Source organism: Enterobacter cloacae complex sp. SHL012 (assembly GCF_049237505.1).
GTDB classification, from domain to species: Bacteria; Pseudomonadota; Gammaproteobacteria; order Enterobacterales; family Enterobacteriaceae; genus Enterobacter; species Enterobacter kobei.
Genome location: NZ_JBMKIZ010000001.1, coordinates 730,695 through 754,758, shown reverse-complemented (window position 1 = coordinate 754,758; position 24,064 = coordinate 730,695). Strand labels below are relative to the sequence as shown.

General features: G+C 53.9%; 18 protein-coding genes and 2 tRNA genes. 11 read left to right on the top strand and 9 right to left on the bottom strand.

Translation table 11 applies throughout. The features are described 5' to 3' along the window. Positions 1-17 precede the first annotated feature (17 nt). The gene (locus ACOTY9_RS03625) at positions 18-1,424 is read left to right on the top strand and encodes a YchO/YchP family invasin (RefSeq protein WP_096218496.1); all 1,407 of its coding nucleotides are present in this window, start codon (positions 18-20) and stop codon (positions 1,422-1,424) included. A 3-nt stretch (positions 1,425-1,427) separates the two neighbouring features. On the opposite strand, the gene narL is transcribed toward ACOTY9_RS03625, so the two are convergent. After that, positions 1,428-2,078 carry a two-component system response regulator NarL gene (gene narL / locus ACOTY9_RS03620; RefSeq protein WP_008499531.1) on the bottom strand — a complete coding sequence of 217 codons (651 nt, stop codon included), beginning with the start codon at positions 2,076-2,078 and terminating at the stop codon, positions 1,428-1,430. Further along, positions 2,071-3,867 carry a nitrate/nitrite two-component system sensor histidine kinase NarX gene (gene narX, locus ACOTY9_RS03615; RefSeq protein ID WP_014884178.1) on the bottom strand — a complete coding sequence of 599 codons (1,797 nt, stop codon included), beginning with the start codon at positions 3,865-3,867 and terminating at the stop codon, positions 2,071-2,073. The genes narL and narX overlap by 8 nt, the downstream gene beginning before the upstream one ends. A 309-nt stretch (positions 3,868-4,176) precedes the next feature. On the opposite strand from narX, the gene ACOTY9_RS03610 reads away from it, so the two are divergent. The 5 genes from ACOTY9_RS03610 to narI all read left to right on the top strand — a co-directional run bounded on the left by ACOTY9_RS03610 (position 4,177) and on the right by narI (position 12,613). Beyond that, positions 4,177-5,574 carry a NarK family nitrate/nitrite MFS transporter gene (locus ACOTY9_RS03610; RefSeq protein ID WP_014884177.1) on the top strand — a complete coding sequence of 466 codons (1,398 nt, stop codon included), beginning with the start codon at positions 4,177-4,179 and terminating at the stop codon, positions 5,572-5,574. A 379-nt stretch (positions 5,575-5,953) separates the two neighbouring features. Beyond that, positions 5,954-9,697 carry a nitrate reductase subunit alpha gene (locus ACOTY9_RS03605; RefSeq protein ID WP_348565456.1) on the top strand — a complete coding sequence of 1,248 codons (3,744 nt, stop codon included), beginning with the start codon at positions 5,954-5,956 and terminating at the stop codon, positions 9,695-9,697. Beyond that, positions 9,694-11,229 carry a nitrate reductase subunit beta gene (gene narH, locus ACOTY9_RS03600; protein ID WP_023330580.1) on the top strand — a complete coding sequence of 512 codons (1,536 nt, stop codon included), beginning with the start codon at positions 9,694-9,696 and terminating at the stop codon, positions 11,227-11,229. Before ACOTY9_RS03605 ends, narH begins: the two co-directional genes overlap by 4 nt. Beyond that, positions 11,226-11,936, top strand: a complete 711-nt coding sequence (gene narJ / locus ACOTY9_RS03595) for a nitrate reductase molybdenum cofactor assembly chaperone (protein ID WP_023338399.1) — start codon at positions 11,226-11,228, stop codon at positions 11,934-11,936. Before narH ends, narJ begins: the two co-directional genes overlap by 4 nt. Next, positions 11,936-12,613, top strand: a complete 678-nt coding sequence (narI, locus tag ACOTY9_RS03590) for a respiratory nitrate reductase subunit gamma (RefSeq protein WP_023330579.1) — start codon at positions 11,936-11,938, stop codon at positions 12,611-12,613. Before narJ ends, narI begins: the two co-directional genes overlap by 1 nt. Here the strand turns inward: narI and ACOTY9_RS03585 are convergent. After that, entirely contained in the window at positions 12,610-13,506 is an 897-nt protein-coding gene (locus ACOTY9_RS03585) for a DMT family transporter (protein ID WP_023330578.1), read from the bottom strand. The genes narI and ACOTY9_RS03585 overlap by 4 nt on opposite strands. A gap of 108 nt (positions 13,507-13,614) precedes the next feature. Between ACOTY9_RS03585 and ACOTY9_RS03580 the strand changes: the two genes are divergently transcribed. Further along, a complete protein-coding gene (locus ACOTY9_RS03580; protein WP_032636269.1) occupies positions 13,615-14,058 on the top strand; it encodes an Lrp/AsnC family transcriptional regulator in 444 nt (147 codons plus the stop codon). Between the two features lie 84 nt (positions 14,059-14,142). Here the strand turns inward: ACOTY9_RS03580 and ACOTY9_RS03575 are convergent. From ACOTY9_RS03575 to ACOTY9_RS03560, 4 genes are all read right to left on the bottom strand, one after another. After that, positions 14,143-14,227: transfer RNA gene (locus tag ACOTY9_RS03575), tRNA-Tyr, on the bottom strand. Between the two features lie 35 nt (positions 14,228-14,262). Then, positions 14,263-14,347, bottom strand: a tRNA-Tyr gene (locus ACOTY9_RS03570). 157 nt (positions 14,348-14,504) lie between these two features. Further along, positions 14,505-15,347 (bottom strand): formyltetrahydrofolate deformylase, encoded by an 843-nt coding sequence (gene purU / locus ACOTY9_RS03565; protein WP_014884171.1) that lies wholly within the window; start codon positions 15,345-15,347, stop codon positions 14,505-14,507. Positions 15,348-15,393: 46 nt separating this feature from the next. After that, complete coding sequence (locus ACOTY9_RS03560) at positions 15,394-15,852, bottom strand: YchJ family protein (protein ID WP_023330576.1); 459 nt, start codon at positions 15,850-15,852, stop codon at positions 15,394-15,396. A gap of 114 nt (positions 15,853-15,966) precedes the next feature. Between ACOTY9_RS03560 and rssA the strand changes: the two genes are divergently transcribed. The 3 genes from rssA to galU all read left to right on the top strand — a co-directional run bounded on the left by rssA (position 15,967) and on the right by galU (position 19,083). Next, complete coding sequence (gene rssA / locus ACOTY9_RS03555) at positions 15,967-16,869, top strand: patatin-like phospholipase RssA (RefSeq protein ID WP_014884169.1); 903 nt, start codon at positions 15,967-15,969, stop codon at positions 16,867-16,869. A gap of 91 nt (positions 16,870-16,960) precedes the next feature. Then, positions 16,961-17,974, top strand: coding sequence for a two-component system response regulator RssB (gene rssB, locus ACOTY9_RS03550; RefSeq protein WP_014884168.1), 1,014 nt, complete (start codon positions 16,961-16,963; stop codon positions 17,972-17,974). A gap of 200 nt (positions 17,975-18,174) precedes the next feature. Further along, complete coding sequence (gene galU, locus ACOTY9_RS03545) at positions 18,175-19,083, top strand: UTP--glucose-1-phosphate uridylyltransferase GalU (RefSeq protein ID WP_045135479.1); 909 nt, start codon at positions 18,175-18,177, stop codon at positions 19,081-19,083. Positions 19,084-19,283: 200 nt separating this feature from the next. On the opposite strand, the gene hns is transcribed toward galU, so the two are convergent. Beyond that, a complete protein-coding gene (gene hns / locus ACOTY9_RS03540) occupies positions 19,284-19,697 on the bottom strand; it encodes a histone-like nucleoid-structuring protein H-NS (protein WP_008502781.1) in 414 nt (137 codons plus the stop codon). A gap of 550 nt (positions 19,698-20,247) precedes the next feature. Between hns and tdk the strand changes: the two genes are divergently transcribed. Next, on the top strand, positions 20,248-20,862 hold the full coding sequence (gene tdk, locus ACOTY9_RS03535) for a thymidine kinase (RefSeq protein ID WP_348565457.1): 615 nt from the start codon (positions 20,248-20,250) through the stop codon (positions 20,860-20,862). A gap of 64 nt (positions 20,863-20,926) precedes the next feature. Here the strand turns inward: tdk and adhE are convergent, their stop codons facing one another. Continuing rightward, positions 20,927-23,605: a bifunctional acetaldehyde-CoA/alcohol dehydrogenase gene (gene adhE, locus ACOTY9_RS03530; RefSeq protein WP_023330573.1), complete on the bottom strand. Its 2,679-nt coding sequence runs from the start codon at positions 23,603-23,605 to the stop codon at positions 20,927-20,929. Positions 23,606-24,064 lie beyond the last annotated feature (459 nt).

Here is a 24,064-nt window from a genome sequence, read left to right as displayed (position 1 = left end):
TCTTTTTTACGACGTTGATGGTTGTATCGTCCCGCATTCGTTTTCTGCTCTTACTCCCCTTTCTTACGGCCGGAGCCGTTCACGGTGCGCCGCGTTCCTTTATCCAGCAGGCACAAAATCCTTTTGATAATAACGGGGATAATCTGCCCGACCTGGGTATGGCTGCTCCCTCAGGGGAAGGGGAAAAGCACCTGGCCGAAATGGCGAAAGCCTTTGGTGAAGCCAGTATGACCGACAACGGCCTGACAACGGGCGAGCAGGCGCGTCAGTTTGCCTTTGGTCAGGTGCGCGACGCGGTGAGCGGCGAAGTGAACCAGCAGATTGAGTCCTGGCTGTCGCCCTGGGGGAACGCCAGCGTCAATTTACTGGTGGATAACGAGGGCAAATTTAACGGCAGCAGCGGGAGCTGGTTTATCCCCTGGAACGATAACAACCGTTACCTGAGCTGGAGCCAGCTTGGCCTGACGCAGCAGACGGATGGCCTGGTCAGTAACGCCGGAATCGGCCAGCGCTGGGTCGCCGGAAAATGGCTGCTGGGCTATAACACCTTCTACGATAATCTGCTGGACGAAAACCTGCAGCGTGCCGGACTGGGCGCCGAGGTGTGGGGGGAGAATCTGCGCCTGTCAGCGAACTATTACCAGCCGTTTGCCGGATGGCGCGACAGATCTGATGTTCAGGAACAGCGAATGGCGCGGGGATATGATGTCACCGCCAAAGCCTGGCTGCCGTGGTTTCATCACCTGAACACCAGCGTAAGCGTCGAGCAGTATTTTGGCGACAACGTTGATCTCTTCAACAGCGGAACCGGCTATCACAACCCGGTGGCGGTCAATCTTGGGCTTAACTATACCCCGGTTCCGCTGGTCACGCTGACCGCCGCGCATAAGCAGGGTGAAAGCGGCGAAAGCCAGAATAACCTCGGCCTGAAGCTTAACTACCGCTTTGGCGTGCCGCTGGTAAAGCAACTCTCCGCCAGTGAAGTTGCGGCCACGCGTTCTCTGCGTGGCAGCCGCTATGATTCCCCCGAGCGCAACAGCCTTCCGATTATGGAGTTCCGCCAGCGTAAAACGCTGTCCGTCTGGCTGGCTACGCCACCGTGGGATCTGAAAGGGGGGGAAACCGTCATGCTGAAGCTACAGATTCGTAGCACGCACGGCATCCGTCAGATCCACTGGCAGGGCGATACCCAGGCACTGAGCCTGACGTCGCCCGGGAAGGGTAACAGCAGCGACGGCTGGAGCGTGATTATGCCTGCCTGGAATGAGGCAGAAGGCGCGACAAACCGCTGGCATCTTTCGGCGGTAGTGGAAGATGAGAAGGGCCAGCGCGTCTCGTCCAATGAGATCACGCTTGCGGTGGTGCAGCCGCTGATCGCTATACCTGACGACGACCCGCGCTGGAAGCTGCTGCCGGATGAGTAATCCTTAGAAAATGCGTTCCTGATGTACCCACACGGCGGCCTCAACGCGGGATTTTAACTTCATTTTCTTCAGCATATGCTTCACATGCACTTTGACCGTGCTTTCGGTGATATCCAGACGGCGGGCGATCATTTTATTCGGCAGCCCCTGGGCGATTAGTTTGAGAATATCGCGTTCGCGCGGTGTTAACTGGCTGACGTCACGGTCAGACGTGGCGCGGTTGGCCCGCAGGCTGGCGGCCAGCACCGGCGTCAGGGCTTCACTCAGCACCATCTCGCCGGCCGCAGCCTGCTGCAGTGCTTTAAGCAGATCTTCCGGCTCCATATCTTTCAGCAGATAACCATCCGCGCCGCGCTTCAGCGCCGTGACCACATCTTCTTCATGGTTCGAGACGCTAAAGACGACGATGCGTCCGGAAAGCGATTTTTCCCGCAGCTTGTCGAGGGTCTCCAGGCCGTTCATGCCGGGCATGTTCAGATCGAGCAGGATCAGATCGGGATCGAGGGACTCGGCGAGCTCAATGCCCTGTTCCCCGTTGCTGGCTTCGCCAACCACGGTAATATCGGGTGCCATGCTGACCAGCTGTTTTACGCCAGTACGCAGCATCGGATGGTCGTCGATCAACAGGATGGATGCCGGTTCCTGATTAGTCATGGGTTTCTCCTTGAGAAGTTGTAAGCGGTTTTTCGGGAATAAAGGTGACCACGACTTCCGTGCCACCCGTCTCTCTCCGGCGAACCTGACAATCACCGCGCAGGCTTTGGGCGCGGTCTCGCATAATGATTAAACCATAGTGGTTCGTGCGCTCGGCATTTTCCGGCACGCCGCGGCCGTTGTCGTGAACCGTGAGTCTGACCTGGTTAGCGTGCTGGCTGACGGTGACCGTGACCGCCGTCGCTTCCGCGTGTTTAAGCACGTTGCTGAGTGCTTCACGGGCGATCTGCAGTAGATGAATGGCCTGATGTGACGGGACAAACCGCGGCGGCAGCTGGTAATCCAGCTTCACCGGGAACCCCAGCCGGGCGCTAAACTCCTGACAGCTGGCTTCCAGCGCCGGACGCAGGCCCGGCTCGGTCAGCTGCAGGCGGAAGGTGGTCAGCAGCTCACGCAGCTGTACCCAGGACGTATTCAGCTCGTTGCGTATCTGGCTGAGCAGCTGTTTATTACTGTCCGGCATCTGCGCATCCTGCATCTGCAGGCAGCTTACCTGCATTTTCATACAGGAGAGCGATTGGGCGATTGAGTCATGCAGCTCGCGGGCGATGGTGGCGCGTTCTTCCATAACGATCAGCTGCTGCTGTTTTTCCTGATGCCTGTCGAGCGCCAGCGTGGCCGTTAGCTGTTCAACCAGCGTATCAACCAGCTGTTGCTGATCGTGGCTCAGGTGACGCCCGGCGGGCAGGGTCGCCAGCAGAATACCGTACTGGGTATGGCTGTCCGTTAGTCGCCATTTCAGCGTCGTGCCGCCAGTGGTCGACGGCGGCAGGCCGCGAGGGCATAAATGACAGCCTTTATCATCACAGGACATGTCGGACTGACAGGTAAACTCCTGATGATTATCTTCATCTTCCACGTCGTAAACGCGCAGTTCCAGGTCATGCAGCAGGGTCAGATTTTGCAGGCCATTCAGCACCGGGGAGAGGCGTTCACAGAGCGGCACCTGCATGTGCAGCCGGCGGTTGGCCTGCCACAGGAAAGAGAGAATTTCGTTTTTCTGCTCCAGCCCGGCCGTTTTTTCCTGTACGCGCTGCTCAAGCACCGCGTAGCTTTCGGAGAGCTCTGCCGACATGGTGTTGAGCGCCTGGCCGAGCATCGCCATTTCGTTGCGTCCGCTGATGTGCGTGCGCTGGGTAAAATCCCGGGCGGTTACCGCCCGGGCCATGGCCAGCAGCTGTTTCCACGGATTCAGCAGCCGCGCGCGGAGCCAGATAATGGTGAAGATCAGCAGCAGGCCCATAAACAGCGCCATGGCACGGTGTACCATCACCACCCGATCGATGCGTAATTCAGTGGTTTGGTCAAAAGAGGAGACCAGGGCATCAATGCGTGAGACAAAACCCGCCACGTCCTGCGCGACCGTCTCAGGGCTTTGCGCCTGTTTCAGTCCAGGTTCCAGTTGGGTGTGCCAGTAGCCCTGAAGGGCTTTAAGCTGGGATTGCTGACCGGCGCGGATGGCTGCATTTTCCAGTTCAGGGCTGAAAGCCGTGCGCTCCATTTCATCAATGAGAGGCTGGTCGTCCTGCGTCAGAGGCACCGACGCCAGCAGACGGTAACTCTGCATGCGTAGCGAGCCTGCCTCATTGATGGCATGCGCATTACCCTGTACCCCTTGTACCAGCCAGCCGGAAATCGCCATGCCGGTCACGCCGAGTGCGGTGGACAGCAAAACGATCAGGGCTAACTGATTGACGAGTGTCAGCGGTGATAAACATCTTTTTAACATAGAGTTGCCGGGCTCCTGACGTGGCCTGCTTGCAGGAATGGCGCTATTCTGGTGCATACCCTGGAGTATACCCATACCTATAAATGATTACTCCTAAATTGCCAGTGGAGTATGCATCTGAGGGTAGGGGGAGCAGGGACGCGTCAGCGCCGTGAAAAACAACGTCTTTTTGACCTGATTTGCCTACTCACTAAGGATAAGACCTTTTTTCGCGCCGCAAATCCTCGCACTTTTCCTTTGATTTATATCAACTTACCGCCGCCCTAAAACCCTAATGTTTGCAGCATCATTCGAGAATCAGAGGTGTCTATGAGTCACTCATCCGCTCCCGAAAGGGAAAATGGTGCCGTTATTACAGACTGGCGTCCAGAGGATCCGGCGTTCTGGCAACAGCGCGGCCATCGTGTAGCAAGCCGGAATCTGTGGATTTCCGTTCCGTGTCTGTTATTAGCGTTTTGCGTATGGATGTTGTTTAGTGCAGTGGCGGTAAATCTGCCAAAAGTTGGGTTTACGTTCACAACCGATCAGCTGTTTATGCTGACCGCGTTGCCGTCGCTGTCAGGCGCGCTGCTGCGCGTTCCTTACGCCTTTATGGTGCCGGTCTTTGGTGGCCGTCGCTGGACGGCATTCAGTACCGGGATCATGATCGTGCCTTGCGTGTGGCTCGGCTTCGCGGTGCAGGATACGTCCACGCCGTTCAGCGTGTTCGTGATCATCTCCCTGCTGTGCGGTTTTGCGGGTGCGAACTTCGCTTCCAGTATGGCGAACATCAGCTTCTTCTTCCCGAAAGCGAAACAGGGTGGCGCGCTGGGCATTAACGGTGGTCTGGGCAACATGGGCGTGAGCGTGATGCAGCTGATCGCGCCGCTGGCGATCTCGGTGTCCATTTTTGCTGCCTTTGGTGGCGGTGGCGTTGAACAGGCGGATGGTTCTTCCCTCTACCTGCAGAACGCCGCCTGGATTTGGGTGCCGTTCCTGGTGGTCTTCACCCTGGCTGCGTGGTTCTTTATGAACGATCTGTCTGCGTCGAAGGCGTCACTGAGTGAACAGCTGCCGGTGCTGAAACGTGGACACCTTTGGGTGATGGCGCTGCTGTATCTGGCCACCTTCGGGTCGTTTATCGGTTTCTCTGCCGGTTTCGCCATGCTGTCGAAAACCCAGTTCCCGGACGTGCAGATCCTGCAATTCGCCTTCTTTGGTCCATTTATTGGCGCGCTGGCTCGCTCACTGGGCGGCATGGTTTCTGACCGTCTGGGCGGTACTCGCGTGACGCTGGTGAACTTTGTCGTGATGGCGGTCTTCTGTGCGCTGCTGTTCCTGACGCTGCCAGCGGACGGACAGGGCGGAAACTTCATCGCCTTCTTCGGCGTGTTTATGGTGCTGTTCCTGACGGCCGGTTTGGGGAGTGCGTCCACCTTCCAGATGATCTCCGTGATCTTCCGTAAGCTGACGATGGATCGTGTGAAAGCGCAGGGTGGAAGCGAAGAGCAGGCGATGCGTGAAGCGGCGACGGATACCGCTGCTGCGCTGGGCTTTATCTCTGCCATCGGTGCCATTGGCGGCTTCTTTATCCCGAAAGCGTTCGGTATTTCGCTTGACCTGACCGGTTCCCCGGCGGGTGCGATGAAAGTGTTCCTTGTTTTCTATATCGCCTGCGTTGTGATTACGTGGCTGGTATATGGCCGTAATACCAAGAAAAATAAGTAAGTGTGATTATCCGTTTGCGCGGCCTTGGGGCCGCGTTTTTTTTGATCTGGAAGTAGTTACAACATACTGTTCGGTTTGCACAGAAGTGCGCCGGTAACACTGTGATCGCCGTCGCCTTGCAGGGAGGTCTACCCCTTAATACCTGAGATGTTAAATTTTGCCGTGGTTATTGTACGATGAAATGAAAATATCATTAAAAATCATATTATTATGAATTTTTAAAATCTACCGCTTTGGTGGTATTTGGCCTAACCCCACCCCTGAAAGTCCCTCGTCGCCTTGATCGTTATCAATTCTCCTCCTCTTTCAGAGCGTTACCTTCGCTGCAAATCAGCAATGTCGATTTAGAGAGCCACAGGCTCCACACAGGAGATACCCGATGAGCAAATTTTTGGACCGGTTTCGCTACTTCAAACAGAAGGGTGAAACTTTTGCCGATGGGCACGGCCAGGTTCTGGATACCAACCGGGACTGGGAAGACGGTTACCGTCAACGCTGGCAGCATGACAAAGTTGTCCGTTCTACCCACGGCGTAAACTGCACTGGCTCATGTAGCTGGAAGATTTTCGTTAAAAACGGTCTGGTGACCTGGGAAATGCAGCAGACCGACTATCCGCGCACCCGCCCGGATATGCCGAACCACGAACCGCGCGGCTGCCCGCGTGGCGCCAGCTACTCCTGGTATCTCTATAGCGCTAACCGTCTGAAATACCCGCTGATGCGTAAGCGTCTGATGAAAATGTGGCGTGAAGCAAAAGTGCAGCACAGCGATCCGGTTGATGCCTGGGCGTCCATCATCGAAGATGCGGATAAAGCGAAAAGCTTTAAGCAGGCTCGCGGCCGCGGTGGCTTTGTTCGTTCCTCCTGGAAAGAGGTGAACGAGCTGATTGCCGCCTCTAACGTCTACACTGTCAAAACCTACGGCCCTGACCGCGTGGCAGGCTTCTCGCCGATCCCGGCGATGTCGATGGTCTCTTACGCCTCCGGCGCGCGCTATCTGTCACTGATCGGCGGCACCTGTCTGAGCTTCTACGACTGGTACTGCGACCTGCCGCCTGCGTCTCCGCAGACATGGGGCGAGCAAACCGACGTGCCGGAATCTGCTGACTGGTACAACTCAAGCTACCTCATCGCCTGGGGCTCTAACGTTCCGCAGACCCGTACCCCGGACGCGCACTTCTTTACCGAAGTCCGCTACAAAGGGACCAAAACCGTTGCGATCACCCCGGACTACGCGGAAATTGCCAAACTGTGTGACCTGTGGCTGGCACCGAAACAGGGTACCGACGCCGCGATGGCGATGGCGATGGGCCACGTTATGCTGCGCGAATTCCACCTCGATAAACCAAGCCAGTATTTCACCGACTATGTACGTCGCTACACCGACATGCCGATGCTGGTGATGCTGGAAGAGCGTGACGGTTACTACGCCGCTGGCCGTACGCTGCGCGCCGCCGATCTGGTGGACGCGCTGGGCCAGGAAAATAACCCTGAATGGAAAACCGTTGCGTATAACAGCAACGGCGAGCTGGTGGCGCCTAACGGCTCTATCGGCTTCCGCTGGGGTGAGAAGGGCAAGTGGAACCTCGAACAGCGTAACGGTACCACCGGTGAAGAGACGGAACTGCGTCTCAGCATGCTGGGCAGCCAGGACGAGATCGCCGAGGTCGGCTTCCCGTACTTTGGAGGCGAAGGATCAGAGCACTTCAACAAGGTTGAACTGAAAAATGTTCTGATGCATAAACTGCCGGTTAAACGCCTGCAGCTGGCTGATGGCTCAACGGCGCTCGTCACTACCGTTTACGATTTGACCATGGCGAACTACGGTCTGGAACGGGGTCTGAATGATGAAAACTGCACAACCAGCTATGACGACGTAAAAGCCTATACCCCGGCATGGGCGGAGCAGATCACCGGCGTTCCTCGCGCACAGATTACCCGTATCGCCCGCGAATTTGCAGAAAACGCGGATAAGACGCACGGTCGCTCAATGATCATCGTCGGCGCGGGTCTGAATCACTGGTATCACCTCGATATGAACTATCGTGGCCTGATCAACATGCTGATCTTCTGCGGCTGTGTCGGTCAGAGCGGCGGCGGTTGGGCCCACTACGTAGGCCAGGAAAAACTGCGTCCGCAGACCGGCTGGCAGCCGCTGGCGTTTGCCCTTGACTGGCAGCGTCCTGCACGTCACATGAACAGTACCTCGTACTTCTATAACCACTCCAGCCAGTGGCGCTACGAGACGGTTACCGCGCAGGAATTGCTGTCGCCAATGGCGGATAAATCCCGCTACAGCGGCCACCTGATTGACTTCAACGTCCGCGCTGAGCGCATGGGCTGGCTGCCGTCTGCGCCGCAGCTGGGGACTAACCCGCTGCGCATCGCGGAAGAGGCGAAAAAAGCAGGAATGTCACCGGTGGATTACACCGTTAAGTCCCTGAAAGACGGCTCAATCCGTTTCGCGGCTGAACAGCCAGAGAACGGCAAAAACCATCCGCGTAACCTGTTCATCTGGCGCTCCAACCTGCTGGGCTCGTCCGGTAAAGGTCATGAGTACATGCTGAAATACCTGCTCGGTACCGAGAACGGTATCCAGGGGAAAGATCTCGGCAAGCAGGGCGGCGTGAAGCCGGAAGAGGTGGAATGGAAAGACAACGGTCTGGACGGCAAGCTGGATCTGGTGGTGACCCTCGACTTCCGTCTGTCCAGTACCTGCCTATATTCCGATATCGTGCTGCCAACCGCGACCTGGTACGAAAAAGACGACATGAATACCTCGGATATGCATCCGTTTATTCATCCGCTGTCTGCCGCGGTTGACCCGGCGTGGGAGTCGAAAAGCGACTGGGATATCTACAAAGATATCGCGAAGAAATTCTCTGAAGTGTGCGTCGGGCATCTGGGCAAAGAGACCGACGTGGTGACGCTGCCAATCCAGCACGACTCTGCGGCAGAGCTGGCGCAGCCGCTGGACGTCAAAGACTGGAAAAAAGGCGAATGTGACCTGATCCCGGGCGTGACCGCGCCGCACATCATTCCAGTGGAGCGTGATTACCCGGCGACGTACGAGCGATTTACCTCTATCGGTCCGCTGATGGAGAAAATCGGTAACGGCGGGAAAGGGATTGCCTGGAATACCCAGAGCGAAATGGATCTGCTGCGTAAGCTCAATTACACCAAAGCGGACGGCCCGGCGAAAGGCCAGCCAATGCTGAACACGGCGATTGATGCCGCAGAGATGATCCTGACCCTGGCGCCGGAAACCAACGGCCATGTGGCGGTGAAGGCGTGGGCAGCGCTGAGCGAGTTTACCGGTCGTGACCACACGCATCTGGCAACGAATAAAGAGGAAGAGAAAATCCGCTTCCGCGATATTCAGGCCCAGCCGCGCAAGATTATCTCCAGCCCGACCTGGTCAGGACTTGAAGATGAGCATGTCTCCTATAACGCCGGTTACACCAACGTTCACGAGTTGATCCCATGGCGCACGCTGTCCGGTCGTCAGTCCCTGTATCAGGATCACCAGTGGATGCGTGACTTCGGTGAAAGCCTGCTGGTGTACCGTCCGCCAATCGACACCCGCTCCGTCACCGCAGTTATGGGCGCGAAATCCAACGGTAACCCTGAAAAGGCGCTGAACTTCCTGACGCCGCACCAGAAGTGGGGGATCCACTCGACCTATAGCGACAACCTGCTGATGCTGACGCTTTCGCGCGGCGGTCCGATTGTCTGGATGAGCGAGACGGATGCCAAAGATCTGGGTATTGAAGATAACGACTGGATCGAGGTGTTTAACAGCAACGGTGCCCTGACGGCGCGTGCGGTGGTGAGCCAGCGCGTACCGGCCGGGATGACCATGATGTACCACGCGCAGGAACGTATCGTTAACCTGCCGGGGTCAGAAATCACCGAACAGCGCGGCGGGATCCACAACTCCGTGACCCGTATTACGCCGAAGCCGACCCATATGATCGGGGGCTATGCGCAGCTGGCCTACGGCTTTAACTACTACGGCACCGTAGGATCGAACCGCGATGAGTTCGTGGTGGTACGTAAGATGAAGAACATTAACTGGTTAGACGGCGAAGGTAATGACCAGGTACAGGAGAGCGTAAAATGAAAATTCGTTCACAAGTCGGCATGGTGCTGAATCTGGATAAATGCATCGGCTGTCACACCTGCTCGGTCACCTGTAAAAACGTCTGGACCAGCCGTGAAGGTATGGAGTACGCCTGGTTCAACAACGTGGAAAGCAAGCCGGGTACCGGCTTCCCGACCGACTGGGAAAACCAGGAGAAGTGGAAGGGCGGTTGGATCCGTAAAATCAACGGCAAGCTGCAGCCGCGCATGGGTAACCGCGCAATGCTTCTGGGAAAAATCTTCGCTAACCCGCATCTGCCGGGCATTGAGGATTACTACGAGCCGTTTGACTATGACTACCAGAACCTGCACAACGCGCCAGAAAGCAAACACCAGCCGATCGCGCGTCCTCGCTCGCTGATCACCGGCAAGCGCATGGACAAAATTACCAGCGGTCCAAACTGGGAGGAGATTCTGGGCGGCGAGTTCGAAAAACGCGCCAAAGACCAGAACTTCGAGAACATGCAGAAGGCGATGTACGGCCAGTTCGAAAACACCTTCATGATGTATCTGCCGCGCCTTTGCGAGCACTGCCTGAACCCGGCGTGCGTGGCGACCTGCCCAAGCGGCGCCATCTACAAGCGTGAAGAGGACGGCATCGTCCTGATCGACCAGGACAAATGCCGCGGCTGGCGTATGTGCATCACCGGCTGCCCGTACAAAAAAATCTACTTCAACTGGAAGAGCGGGAAATCAGAGAAGTGCATCTTCTGCTACCCGCGTATCGAAGCAGGTCAGCCAACCGTCTGCTCCGAAAGCTGCGTAGGCCGTATCCGCTACCTCGGCGTGCTGCTGTATGACGCAGACGCGATTGAAAATGCCGCGAGTACCGAGAACGAGAAAGATCTGTATCAGCGTCAGCTTGACGTGTTCCTTGACCCGAACGATCCGAAAGTCATTGAGCAGGCGCTGAAGGACGGTATTCCACAGAGCGTTATCGACGCGGCGCAGCAGTCGCCGGTGTATAAAATGGCGATGGACTGGAAGCTGGCTCTGCCGCTTCATCCGGAATACCGCACGCTGCCGATGGTCTGGTACGTGCCGCCGCTGTCGCCAATCCAGTCTGCTGCCGATGCAGGCGAGCTGGGCAGCAACGGCATTCTGCCGGACGTCGAGAGCCTGCGTATCCCGGTTCAGTATCTGGCAAACCTGCTGACCGCAGGGGATACCCAGCCGGTACTGCTGGCGCTGAAACGTATGCTGGCGATGCGTCACTTTAAGCGTGCGGAAACCGTTGATGGCGTTAACGATACCCGCGCGCTGGACGAGGTCGGTCTGACTGAAGCACAGGCCCAGGAGATGTACCGCTACCTGGCAATTGCCAACTATGAAGACCGTTTCGTGGTGCCGAGCAGCCACCGTGAACTGGCTCGCGAGGCCTTCCCGGAGAAAAATGGCTGTGGCTTTAGTTTTGGCGACGGTTGCCATGGGTCAGACAGCAAATTCAACCTGTTTAACAGCCGCCGCATCGACGCCATGGATGTGACCAGCAAAACGGAGCCGCACCAATGATTGAACTCGTCATTGTGTCGCGTCTGCTCGAGTATCCGGATGCTGCGCTTGCGCAGCATCAGCAGGAGCTTTTTGATGCACTCGCGTCATCTGAAAACCTGGATAAAGAGGATGCCCAGACGCTGGGCGTTTTCCTCCGCGACCTGTTAGCGCGCGATCTGCTCGACGCGCAGGCGGACTACAGCCAGCTGTTTGACCGTGGCCGTGCAACGTCGTTACTGCTGTTCGAACACGTTCATGGTGAATCCCGCGACCGGGGTCAGGCGATGGTGGACCTGATGGCTCAGTACGAGCAGCACGGCCTGATGCTCGACAGCCGCGAGCTGCCGGACCATCTGCCGCTGTACCTGGAGTATCTGGCTCAACTGCCGAAAGACGAGGCGCTTGGCGGTCTGCAGGACATCGCGCCGATCCTGGCGTTGCTCAGCGCGCGTCTTCAGCAGCGTGAGAGCCGCTATGCGGTGCTGTTCGACCTGCTGATGAAGCTGGCAAACGCCGCAGTCGACAGTGAAAAAGTGGCGGAGAAAATCGCGGATGAAGCCCGCGATGATACCCCGCAAGCGCTGGATGCGGTCTGGGAGGAAGAGCAGGTGAAATTCTTTGCTGACCAGAGCTGCGGCGAGTCTGAAATCTCCGCTCACCAGCGTCGTTTTGCCGGGGCGGTCGCTCCGCAATATTTGGATATCTCTAACGGAGGACGGCACTAATGCACTTCCTGAATATGTTCTTCTTTGACATTTACCCGTATATCGCGGGCACCGTGTTCCTGGTGGGAAGCTGGCTGCGTTATGACTACGGCCAGTACACCTGGCGTGCTGCCTCCAGCCAGATGCTGGATCGTAAGGGGATGCACGTCGCGTCTAACCTGTTTCATATCGGGATCCTCGGGATTTTTGCCGGGCACTTCCTCGGGATGCTGACCCCGCACTGGATGTACGAAGCGTGGCTGCCGATTGAGGTGAAGCAGAAGATGGCGATGATCGCGGGCGGTGCCTGCGGCGTGATGACCCTCGTCGGGGGCCTGCTGTTGCTGAAACGTCGTCTGTTCAGCCCGCGTGTGCGGGCAACGACCACCGCGGCGGACATCCTGATCCTTTCCCTGCTGGTGGTGCAATGCGCGCTGGGTCTGCTGACCATTCCGTTCTCGGCGCAACATATGGACGGCAGTGAAATGATGAAGCTGGTCGGCTGGGCGCAGTCCGTGGTGACTTTCCACGGTGGCGCGTCCGAACACCTGGATGGCGTGGCGTTTATCTTCCGCGTTCACCTGGTGCTGGGGATGACGTTGTTTGTGCTGTTCCCGTTCTCCCGTCTGGTACACATCTGGAGCGCGCCGGTGGAATACCTGACGCGCAAGTATCAGATTGTGCGTGCCCGTCGCTAATTCACCGTTTTAATACCAACCCCGCACTCGCGGGGTTTTTTTTCGCCCCAGCCCAGGTTGTTGCCCGCTGCGGCAAACAGGATTAACGCGCCACCCGCCAGCTGCGTCAGGTTCAATGCGTGTCCGAACACCAGATTATCTACAATAATTGCCACCACCGGATAGATAAACGACAGGGAGCCGGTCACCGGCGTTGGCAGTTTCTGGATCGCGCTATACAGCAGTTGATACATAATACCGGTATGGACGATGCCCAGCGTCAGCAAGATCGGCCAGGGAAAATCACCGGAGAGCGACGGCTGACTGGCAAAAGGCAGCAGCATCACCACGCCGGTCAGCACCTGGATAAAAGCGATATGCTGTGGGGCGATTGTTTTGAGTTTGCGCGCAATGATTGCCGTCAGCGCATAGAAGAAGGCCGCGGCCATGGCCAGACCAACCCCTGCGAGCCATTTACTGTTATGGGCTCCGGTCAGCTCACTGGAGAGCAATATCACCACTCCGCCAAAGGCGAGGAACAGCCAGCCCCATTTTACCAGGCTGACGCGCTCACCTAAAAACATCCCCATCAATACCAGCATAAACGGCTGGGTGTTATATACCACGGTAGACAGGCCAATAGAGATACGTTCGTAAGCGGCGAAAAGCAGTAGCCAGTTCACAACTAATGCCACACCCCCGAGAATCGCCAGCATCAGCGTGGTGCGGGTGAGGGGACTAAAGGGCTTTTGACTGACCCGGATAAAAATAAAAAGTGTTATGGCCCCAATAAGACAGCGCCAGAAGACCACTTCCGTGACGGGCAGACCGGAGAGTAAAACAAACGCACCGATAGAGCCGGAAATTAACATCGCCAGGCTCATTTGCCAGACGCCTTTATGGAAATCACGCATTATCCACCTCCTGATTTAATGACCTTATTGTCGAAAATCGCTGTCGGGTTTTACAGGGGTGATATAAGGTAAAAGAGAGTGATGACTTTTTAAAATGAGGCAAAATCGATGGAAAACCTTCTCGATGAGATCGACAGACACATATTAACCTGCCTGGTTGAAGATGCGCGCATGTCGCTGAAGGTGCTCAGTGGCCGTATCGGTTTGACCTCACCCAGCACGGCAGAACGGCTGAAAAGGCTGGAAGAACGCGGTGTGATTCAGGGATATCGTGCGCGGGTGAATCTGGCGGCGTTGGGATATACGCTGCAGGCGCTGGTGCGCGTGCGGCCGCTGCCTGGGTTGCTGCATAAAGTCGATAAGTACATTCAGGCGATGCCGGAGTGTATTGAGAGCGACAAAGTGACCGGGGAAGATTGCTTCGTGATCAGGCTGGTGGTGCGCTCGATAGAGCAACTGGATGTGTTGCTGGACGGGTTGGCGGAGCATGCGCAGTGTAATACGTCGATAGTGAAGAGTTCGCCGGTGAAACGACGATTGCCACCGATGTAGCTGACTGTCGCCGGGTGGCGGCTGCGCCTTACACGGCCTACAAAAGTGGGCTAAGTTCGGTTCTGTGATGATTTTTTTAAATGATGGTGGTGGGGGAAGGATTCGAACCTTCGAAGTCGATGACGGCAGATTTACAGTCTGCTCCCTTTGGCCGCTCGGGAACCCCACCAGGGGTAATTCACATTTTGAGGTAATGCTGAGAGATGGTGGTGGGGGAAGGATTCGAACCTTCGAAGTCGATGACGGCAGATTTACAGTCTGCTCCCTTTGGCCGCTCGGGAACCCCACCACGGGGTAATGCTATTTACTGGCCCGCTTCCTGCTGGAAGCGGGGCGCATCATATCAAATGACACGCCCCTGTAAAGCGTTACCACAATAAAAATAAACTGGTTGCCTGATTTTTACGCGCAAAGCTGCAAAGCTAACCAGTTCATTTCATTGTCGATTAAAGAATAATCGTTCTGTTACCGTAGACAAAGACACGCTGTGCCAGCACCTGATACAGCGCACGGCTTAACACATTTTTCTCAACGTCGCGGCCTGCGCGCATCATGTCTTCAGCCGTGTAGGTGTGATCCACGTGAATGACGTCCTGCATGATGATTGGGCCTTCGTCCAGATTGTCATTCACGTAGTGCGCGGTCGCGCCGATGATCTTCACGCCGCGCTCGTACGCCTGATGGTAAGGGCGGGCACCAATGAAGGCTGGCAGGAATGAGTGGTGAATGTTGATGATCTTGTTCGGGAAACGCGCCACGAAAGAGGGCGTCAGCACGCGCATATATTTCGCCAGCACCACGTAGTCCGGATTATGCGCTTCAATGGCTTCAGCCATCAGGTTGTCATGCTCTTCACGGGTATGGCCTTCATGGCTCACCAGTTCAAACGGAATATCAAACCGTTCAACCAGCGTACGCAAGGTCTCGTGGTTGCCGATAACCGCGGCGATTTCAACATCCAGACCGCCGTAATTGGCTTTCATTAGCAGATCGCCCAGGCAGTGAGCTTCTTTCGTCACCAGAATCACAACGCGGCGACGGCCCGCTGGATTCAGCTCACGCACCGAACCTTCCGGCAGCGCGCTGTCCAGATCGGCAAGCAGGGTGGTGTCGTTGAAAATACCTTCCAGTTCGGTTCGCATGAAGAAACGACCGGTACGGTGGTCAACGAACTCGTTGTTCTGCACGATATTCAGTTCATGTTTGTAGCAAATGTTGGTAATTCGTGCGATCAGCCCTTTTTGATCGGGACAGATAGTGCGCAGAACTTTACGTTGTAATGATTGCATCGCCGGGAAATCCTGTTTGTATTTGCGAAGTCTGGGTTGTCAGGCGTTACTGCCCGCAACACTTTTTAAATTTTTTACCTGAACCACAAGGGCAGGGATCGTTACGACCAAACTGTGGGCGCGTACCGTCAATATAATACCATTGCCCGCTTTCCTTTAAGAACCGGGAACGCTCGATAATGGCGCCAGGTTTATTGTTCTCGGTAAAGCGGGCGACAAAGCTGACAAAGCCTTCGTCGTCGTGACTGCCGGGTGACGATTCAAAGACGGTAAGTCCTAGCCATTGGGTATGCGTAAACCCGGCTTCGATCTCTTGTCTGAAGTCGGCGGCGTGGCAGGATGGGTGCCAGGTTTTTATCAGGTAGTCTGCGTCTTTGATCACAAAAGCAGTATACCGTGAACGCATGAGGTGTGACGGGTCCGGTGCAACCTGATTGCCAGAAAGATATCGCTGGCAACATAGGCTATACTCCAGAGCGCTACCACAGGGGCAGAGTTGAGACACGATTCTCTTCCTGGAATAAAAAATAAGGGCGTTAAACGCCTCGGGTAGCACTATGTTAACTGAGCTGTTGCGTTGACGCTATGTCAGGAATCCAGGGGAAGTAAAACAGGGCTAATGAGAAAGGTTAAAATTGGACTGGCGCTGGGCTCAGGTGCAGCCCGGGGATGGTCCCACATCGGCGTGATTAATGCCTTAAACAAGATGGGCATTGACGTCGATATCGTTGCGGGATGTTCCATAGGATCGCTTGTCGGCTCCGCGTATGCGTGCGGCAAACTCCCGGAACTCGAAACCTGGGTACGTTCCTTCAGCTACTGGGACGTGCTTCGCCTGATGGATCTCTCCTGGCAGCGCGGAGGACTGTTGCGCGGCGAACGCGTCTTTAACCAGTTCCGCCAGGTTATGCCTCTTCAGGACTTCACGGATTGTCAGATGCCTTTCGGCGCCGTCGCGACGAATCTCAGCACCGGACGCGAACTCTGGCTGACCGAAGGAGATATTCACCTTGCGGTGCGTGCCTCATGCAGCATTCCCGGGCTTATGGCACCTGTCCCCCATAACGGTTATTGGCTTGTCGATGGTGGCGTCGTTAATCCTGTTCCCATCTCTCTGACGCGTGCCATGGGGGCCGATATCGTTATTGCCGTGGATTTGCAGCACGATGCTCACCTGATGCAGCAAGACCTTATGCCGGTCAATCTCCAGAGCGAAGATGCCGAAGGCGAGAAGCTTGCCTGGCACGCGCGTTTGCGTGGAAGGATTGGGCGTCTGGCCGCACGACGCTCGGTCGCCGCACCGACGGCGATGGAAATCATGACCACCTCTATTCAGGTTCTTGAGAATCGCCTTAAACGTAACCGTATGGCTGGCGATCCTCCGGATATTCTTATTCAGCCATACTGTCCACAAATCTCTACCCTTGATTTCCATCGGGCTGAGGCCGCCATCGCAGCGGGCTCATTAGCCGTCGAAAAGAAAATAGACGAGTTGCTGCCATTTGTGCGAACAGCACGTTAAGCACCTTTTTTTGACTACTTCAGCAAAATCTGACAGGCGATAGTACCGATAGCATGCCACTATTTAGTAACTATCAGCCAGGGGAGGAACCATGACGCAGCCATTGGCCGGAAAACACATTTTGATTGTTGAAGACGAGCCCGTTTTCCGATCGCTACTGGATTCATGGTTATCCTCACTGGGCGCGAACACGTTACTGGCTGAAGATGGCATCGACGCGCTGGAAAAAATGACCAGCATTGCGCCCGATCTGATGATTTGCGATATCGCGATGCCGCGCATGAACGGACTGAAACTGGTTGAACATCTGCGTAACGAGGGTGACCAGATGCCCATTCTGGTGATCTCTGCGACAGAAAATATGGCGGATATCGCCAAAGCATTGCGCCTTGGCGTCCAGGATATCCTGCTTAAACCCGTTAAAGATCTGAACCGTTTACGTGAAACGGTATTAGCGTGCCTCTATCCGAATATGTTTAATTCCCGCGTTGAGGAAGAGGAACGTCTTTTCCAGGACTGGGACGCGCTGGTAAGTGATCCGCCTGCGGCAGCCAAACTGTTGCAAGAACTTCAGCCACCCGTTCAGCAGACTATTTCACACTGCCGCGTAAATTATCGCCAGCTGGTGGCGGCTGACCAGCCTGGGCTGGTGCTGGATATTGCGCCACTGTCTGACTCTGATCTCGCGTTTTATTCTCTGGACGTAACCCGTGCAGGGGATAATGGCGTATTAGCCGCGTTGTTACTTCGTGCGCTATTTAACGGTTTATTGCAGGAACAGTTATCGCATCAGGGACAACGGCTTCCTGAGTTAGGCAGTTTACTCAAACAAGTAAACCAGCTTTTTCGTCAGGCCAATTTACCGGGACAGTTCCCGCTGCTGGTGGGTTATTACCATAGCGGTTTAAAAAATCTTATCCTCGTTTCAGCAGGTCTGAATGCGTCACTGAATACGGGCGAACACCATATTCAGGTGAGTAACGGTGTACCGCTTGGAACACTGGGTACGGCGTATCTTAATCAAATTAGCCACCGTTGTTCCTCATGGCAGTGCCAAATTTGGGGGGCTGGGGGAAGGCTACGCTTAATGTTGTCCACGGAATAAGCAACTGGAGCGTAATTTTAAGATTGCTTTACCTGTGTTTTCTTGGGAGTGCTACTATCGCAGCCCAGAATCATGCGTATTTGTCCTAATTGATCGGCAACGCGTTCTTTTCAGACCCGGACTGCAGGGCGAGGCTGATATACTCAACGCGTTATTTATTGCATAAAAGTTCAAAACTTGAACAGCTCAGGAGAATTTGAATGGCTGCCCTAAATTCGAAAGTCAGAAAGGCCGTCATCCCGGTAGCGGGATTGGGGACCAGGATGTTACCAGCAACTAAGGCGATTCCTAAAGAGATGTTGCCTCTGGTTGATAAGCCATTAATTCAGTATGTCGTCAATGAGTGTATCGCAGCCGGCATCACTGAAATTGTGCTGGTTACGCATTCATCAAAAAACTCTATCGAAAACCACTTCGATACAAGTTTTGAACTCGAAGCCATGCTGGAAAAACGTGTTAAGCGCCAGCTATTAGAAGAAGTTCAGTCTATTTGCCCTCCGCACGTCACCATTATGCAGGTGCGTCAGGGGCTGGCTAAAGGCCTGGGTCACGCGGTGATGTGTGCACACCCGGTTGTCGGTGACGAGCCGGTAGCGGTTATTCTGCCTGACGTTATTCTGGATGAATACGAATCCGATCTTTCCCAGGACAACCTGGCAGAGATGATCAAGCGTTTCGATGAAACGGGTAGCAGCCAGATCATGGTTGAGCCTGTTGATGACGTGACGGCTTACGGCGTGGTTGACTGCAAAGGCGTTAACCTTGAACCAGGCGAAAGCGTACCCATGGTTGGCGTTGTAGAGAAGCCTAAAGCCGACGTAGCGCCTTCTAATCTGGCGGTTGTGGGTCGCTATGTCCTGAGTGCTGAAATCTGGCCTCTGCTGGCGAAAACGCCTCCAGGCGCAGGGGATGAAATCCAGCTGACCGATGCTATCGATATGCTGATCGAGAAAGAGACCGTTGAGGCTTACCATATGAAAGGTAAGAGCCATGACTGCGGTAATAAGCTCGGTTATATGCAGGCTTTCGTTGAATATGGCATTCGCCACAATTCACTGGGTGAAGAATTTAAAGCCTGGCTCAAAGAGAGTATGGGTATTAAGAAATAACTCCCCGGTGTAAATGTCTGAAACCGGTGTGGCGTTGCCCACCGGTTTTTTTATGCCCATAAAACGCCCCGGGGTGCCTGATTGTAAGCATAGCTATATCGATGAATAACGCTTTATGACGTTGTGTAAGAGGATGTTTGCAATAAATTGCGGCCAAAAAAAATCCCGCCAGAAGCAGGATTTTTCTGAATTCGGCGTGATTAATCCTTGATCAGGAAGTCATCCAGCTGTTTACCTTGCTCATCCATAGCTTTCTTGATTACAGCAGGAGTGCGGCCCTGGCCAGTCCAGGTTTTAGTTTCGCCGTTCTCATCAACGTAGCTATATTTAGCAGGACGCGCAGCGCGTTTTGCTTTGGTACCGGTTTTAGCTGCAGCCATGCTGTTCAGCAATTCATTTGGATCGATACCATCAGCAATCAGCATTTCACGATATTGCTGCAGTTTACGAGTACGCTCTTCGATTTCAGCAGCAGCAGCGCTTTCTTCTTCGCGACGTTCATTAACTACAACTTCTAATTTTTCCAGCATTTCTTCGAGCGTTTCAAGGGTACATTCTCTTGCCTGCGCACGAAGAGTACGGATGTTGTTCAGAATTTTAAGTGCTTCGCTCATTGTAGTAATCTCAAACTTATAATGGGGGGTGGTTTGTTGTCCTAATAATAGAGCCATAAATTCAGTTGTGCAATAGCCAGGAATGTAAGGAATTCAAAAAATACTAAATAAAGCCGCTATTATTAATTACGCTAACTTAAATTTCCTCTTCGACTGTGTGTCGCTTGTTATCACGTTAACCTGCTTAACCCCGCCGATTGCATCTTTTTTTTGTGACATTTACCGCAGGAATTATAGTTTCGGCGGATAAATATCAGCCTTTTGTATTAGTTCCAGGCTGGGGTGTTAAGGCAGGAATAGTTAATAAATAGTGAATTTTAATGAACGCTGATGCCACTATAAAAAGAAGTGTTATGTTTGGCTCACCCTATAACATATTCACAAATGAGCTTATCTTTACTCTCTGTTTTAACGGATTATTTTCGTCAGAAGTAGCTGTTTTACACCTTTCAGCAAGGCATCTTCTGTGCGGCCTGTCGCGGAAGACCAGACAAAATATGGTACAATGAATCATCGGTAATATTACACATTGATTAGGGTTTTACGGCCAATGGCACAGCTTTATTTCTACTATTCGGCAATGAATGCCGGCAAATCTACTGCACTGCTGCAATCCTCATACAATTACCAGGAACGAGGGATGCGTACCGTTGTTTATACCGCTGAAATCGACGACCGCTTCGGTGCCGGAAAGGTGAGTTCAAGAATAGGCCTGTCTTCGCCAGCCAGATTGTTTAACCCGCAAACGGACCTGCTGAATGACATCCGCGCTGCGCATGCGTCAGAGCCTATTCATTGCGTTCTGGTTGATGAGAGCCAATTCCTGACGCGTGAACAGGTTCATGCGCTCTCTGAAGTGGTGGATGAGCTGGATATTCCCGTCCTGTGCTACGGGCTGCGTACGGACTTTCGCGGGGAGCTGTTCGCCGGGAGCCAGTATCTGCTCGCCTGGTCAGATAAGCTCGTGGAACTGAAAACTATCTGCTTCTGCGGACGTAAAGCCAGCATGGTGCTTCGACTCGATCAGGCCGGAAAACCTTATGCAGATGGGGAGCAGGTGGTGATAGGCGGCAATGAACGCTATGTCTCGGTCTGTCGTAAGCATTATAAAGAAGCGCTGTCAGTCGGCTCTCTGACGGCGATTCAGCACGGCAACAGAAAATAACCTCTTTGGTATTCAGACATAAAAAAACCCGCCTGGAAGGCGGGTTTTTTCATCAGGCTGTCAGTTAAGCGCTTTTCTTCGCTTTCTTGTCAGCTTTAATGACAGGTGCTTCTGTTTTCACAGCAGCAACGTCACCTTCTTTGAACTCACGACCGTAGTAGGTATCCAGCAGAATCTGTTTCAGCTCGGAGATCAGTGGGTAGCGCGGGTTAGCACCAGTACACTGGTCATCGAATGCATCTTCAGACAGCTTGTCTACGTGAGCGAGGAAGTCAGCTTCCTGAACGCCTGCTTCACGGATAGATTTAGGAATACCCAGTTCAGCTTTCAGGCTTTCCAGCCATGCCAGCAGTTTCTCAATCTTCGCAGCAGTGCGGTCGCCCGGTGCGCTCAGACCAAGGTGGTCAGCGATTTCAGCATAACGACGGCGCGCTTGCGGACGGTCGTACTGGCTGAAAGCCGTCTGCTTGGTTGGGTTGTCGTTGGCGTTATAACGGATAACGTTGCTGATCAACAGGGCGTTCGCCAGACCGTGAGGAATGTGGAACTGTGAACCCAGTTTGTGCGCCATAGAGTGGCAAACACCCAGGAAGGCGTTCGCAAACGCGATACCGGCGATAGTGGCTGCACTGTGGACACGTTCGCGCGCTACAGGGTTCTTAGAACCTTCGTTGTAAGACGCTGGCAGGTTTTCTTTCAGCAGTTTCAGTGCCTGCAGAGCCTGACCGTCAGAGAACTCAGATGCCAGAACAGAAACGTAAGCTTCCAGAGCGTGAGTCACGGCATCCAGACCACCGAAGGCACACAGTGATTTCGGCATTTCCATAACCAGGTTGGCATCAACGATAGCCATATCTGGGGTCAGTGCGTAGTCAGCCAGTGGGTATTTCTGACCGGTTGCATCGTCAGTTACTACTGCAAATGGCGTAACTTCTGAACCCGTACCGGAAGTGGTGGTGACGGCGATCATTTTCGCTTTCACGCCCATTTTTGGGAACTTGTAGATACGTTTACGGATGTCCATAAAGCGCAGCGCCAGTTCTTCGAAGTGGGTTTCTGGATGTTCGTACATAACCCACATAATTTTCGCGGCATCCATTGGGGAACCACCACCCAGAGCGATAATCACATCTGGTTTGAAGGAGTTCGCCAGTTCAGCACCTTTACGCACCACGCTCAGTGTTGGGTCAGCTTCAACTTCAAAGAACACTTCAGTTTCAACGCCAGACGCTTTCAGAACAGAGGTGATCTGGTCAGCGTAGCCGTTGTTGAACAGGAAACGGTCAGTCACGATGAGCGCACGCTTGTGGCCATCAGTAATCACTTCATCCAGCGCGATTGGCAGAGAGCCACGGCGGAAGTAGATAGATTTCGGAAGTTTGTGCCACAACATGTTTTCAGCTCGCTTAGCAACGGTTTTCTTGTTGATCAGGTGTTTCGGACCAACGTTTTCAGAGATGGAGTTACCACCCCAGGAACCACAACCCAGAGTCAGGGAAGGTGCGAGTTTGAAGTTGTACAGGTCACCGATACCACCCTGAGAAGCAGGGGTGTTAATCAGGATACGGGCAGTTTTCATCATCTGACCGAAGTGAGCAACACGCTCAGGCTGGTTATCCTGGTCGGTGTACAGGCAAGAGGTGTGACCGATACCGCCCATGGCAACCAATTTCTCAGCTTTCTCTACCGCGTCTTCGAAATCTTTCGCACGGTACATGGCAAGCGTAGGAGACAGTTTTTCGTGAGCAAACGGCTCGCTTTCGTCGACAACTTTTACTTCACCGATCAGGATCTTGGTGGTTGCCGGAACGGTAAAGCCTGCGAGTTCAGCAATTTTATAGGCGGGTTGACCTACGATAGCGGCGTTCAGCGCGCCATTTTTCAGAATGATGTCCTGAACCGCTTTCAGCTCTTTACCCTGCAGCAGGTAGCCGCCGTGGCTGGCGAAACGCTCGCGTACTGCGTCGTATACGGAATCAACCACAACAACAGACTGTTCAGATGCACAGATAACGCCGTTATCGAAGGTTTTAGACATCAGTACGGAAGCAACGGCACGTTTGATATCAGCAGTTTCGTCGATAACAACAGGGGTGTTACCCGCGCCCACACCGATGGCAGGTTTACCGGAGCTGTATGCAGCTTTAACCATGCCAGGACCACCGGTCGCCAGGATCAGGTTAATGTCAGGATGGTGCATCAGTGCGTTGGACAGCTCAACGGAAGGTTGGTCGATCCAGCCAATCAGATCTTTTGGTGCGCCTGCGGCAATCGCAGCCTGCAGAACGATATCTGCTGCCTTGTTGGTCGCATCTTTTGCACGTGGATGTGGAGAGAAGATAATTGCGTTACGCGTCTTCAGGCTGATCAGAGATTTGAAGATAGCCGTTGAAGTTGGGTTAGTCGTTGGAACAATACCGCAGATAATACCGATAGGTTCAGCGATGGTGATCGTGCCGAAGGTGTCGTCTTCAGACAGCACGCCACAGGTTTTCTCATCTTTATAGGCGTTGTAGATATACTCTGAAGCAAAGTGGTTTTTGATCACTTTATCTTCAACGATACCCATGCCAGATTCGGCAACGGCCATTTTAGCGAGAGGGATTCGAGCATCTGCAGCAGCCAGAGCGGCAGCGCGGAAGATTTTATCAACCTGTTCTTGGGTGAAATTGGCATATTCACGCTGGGCTTTTTTAACGCGCTCGACGAGGGCGTTCAGTTCAGCGATATTAGTAACAGCCATAATGCTCTCCTGATAATGTTTAAACTCTTTTAGTAAACCAGCGCTCGATACGTCAGACAGTATAGACAGTGCCAATACGACTTGCGTTACATAAAGTAAAACAAAGGGTTACTTTATGCTCCAGCGCACTAATTTACTAAAAGAGCCTTACCTTAGCATCATCCCTTTTTGACAGGTGACCTTCCTGGGGGCGTAATCAAGATTACTCACTTCTGAGTACGGAAATCATGATCTGCGTCAATTTCCCCCCAAGCTGATACCTTTCAGCAGGGTTATTTCATGGATATTTTTCCACTGTTAATTAATTAAGTAACTATTGGAAGTGGTGGCATCAATGATTCAACATATGTTTAACATTCTGAAATGCTAACGTTTTGGCACAGATTTCTGGTGAAGTATGCTAATAAAAAGCGTATCTTCAGCGCGATTTTTCATGACAACGTTGTCAGTCCCGGGCAT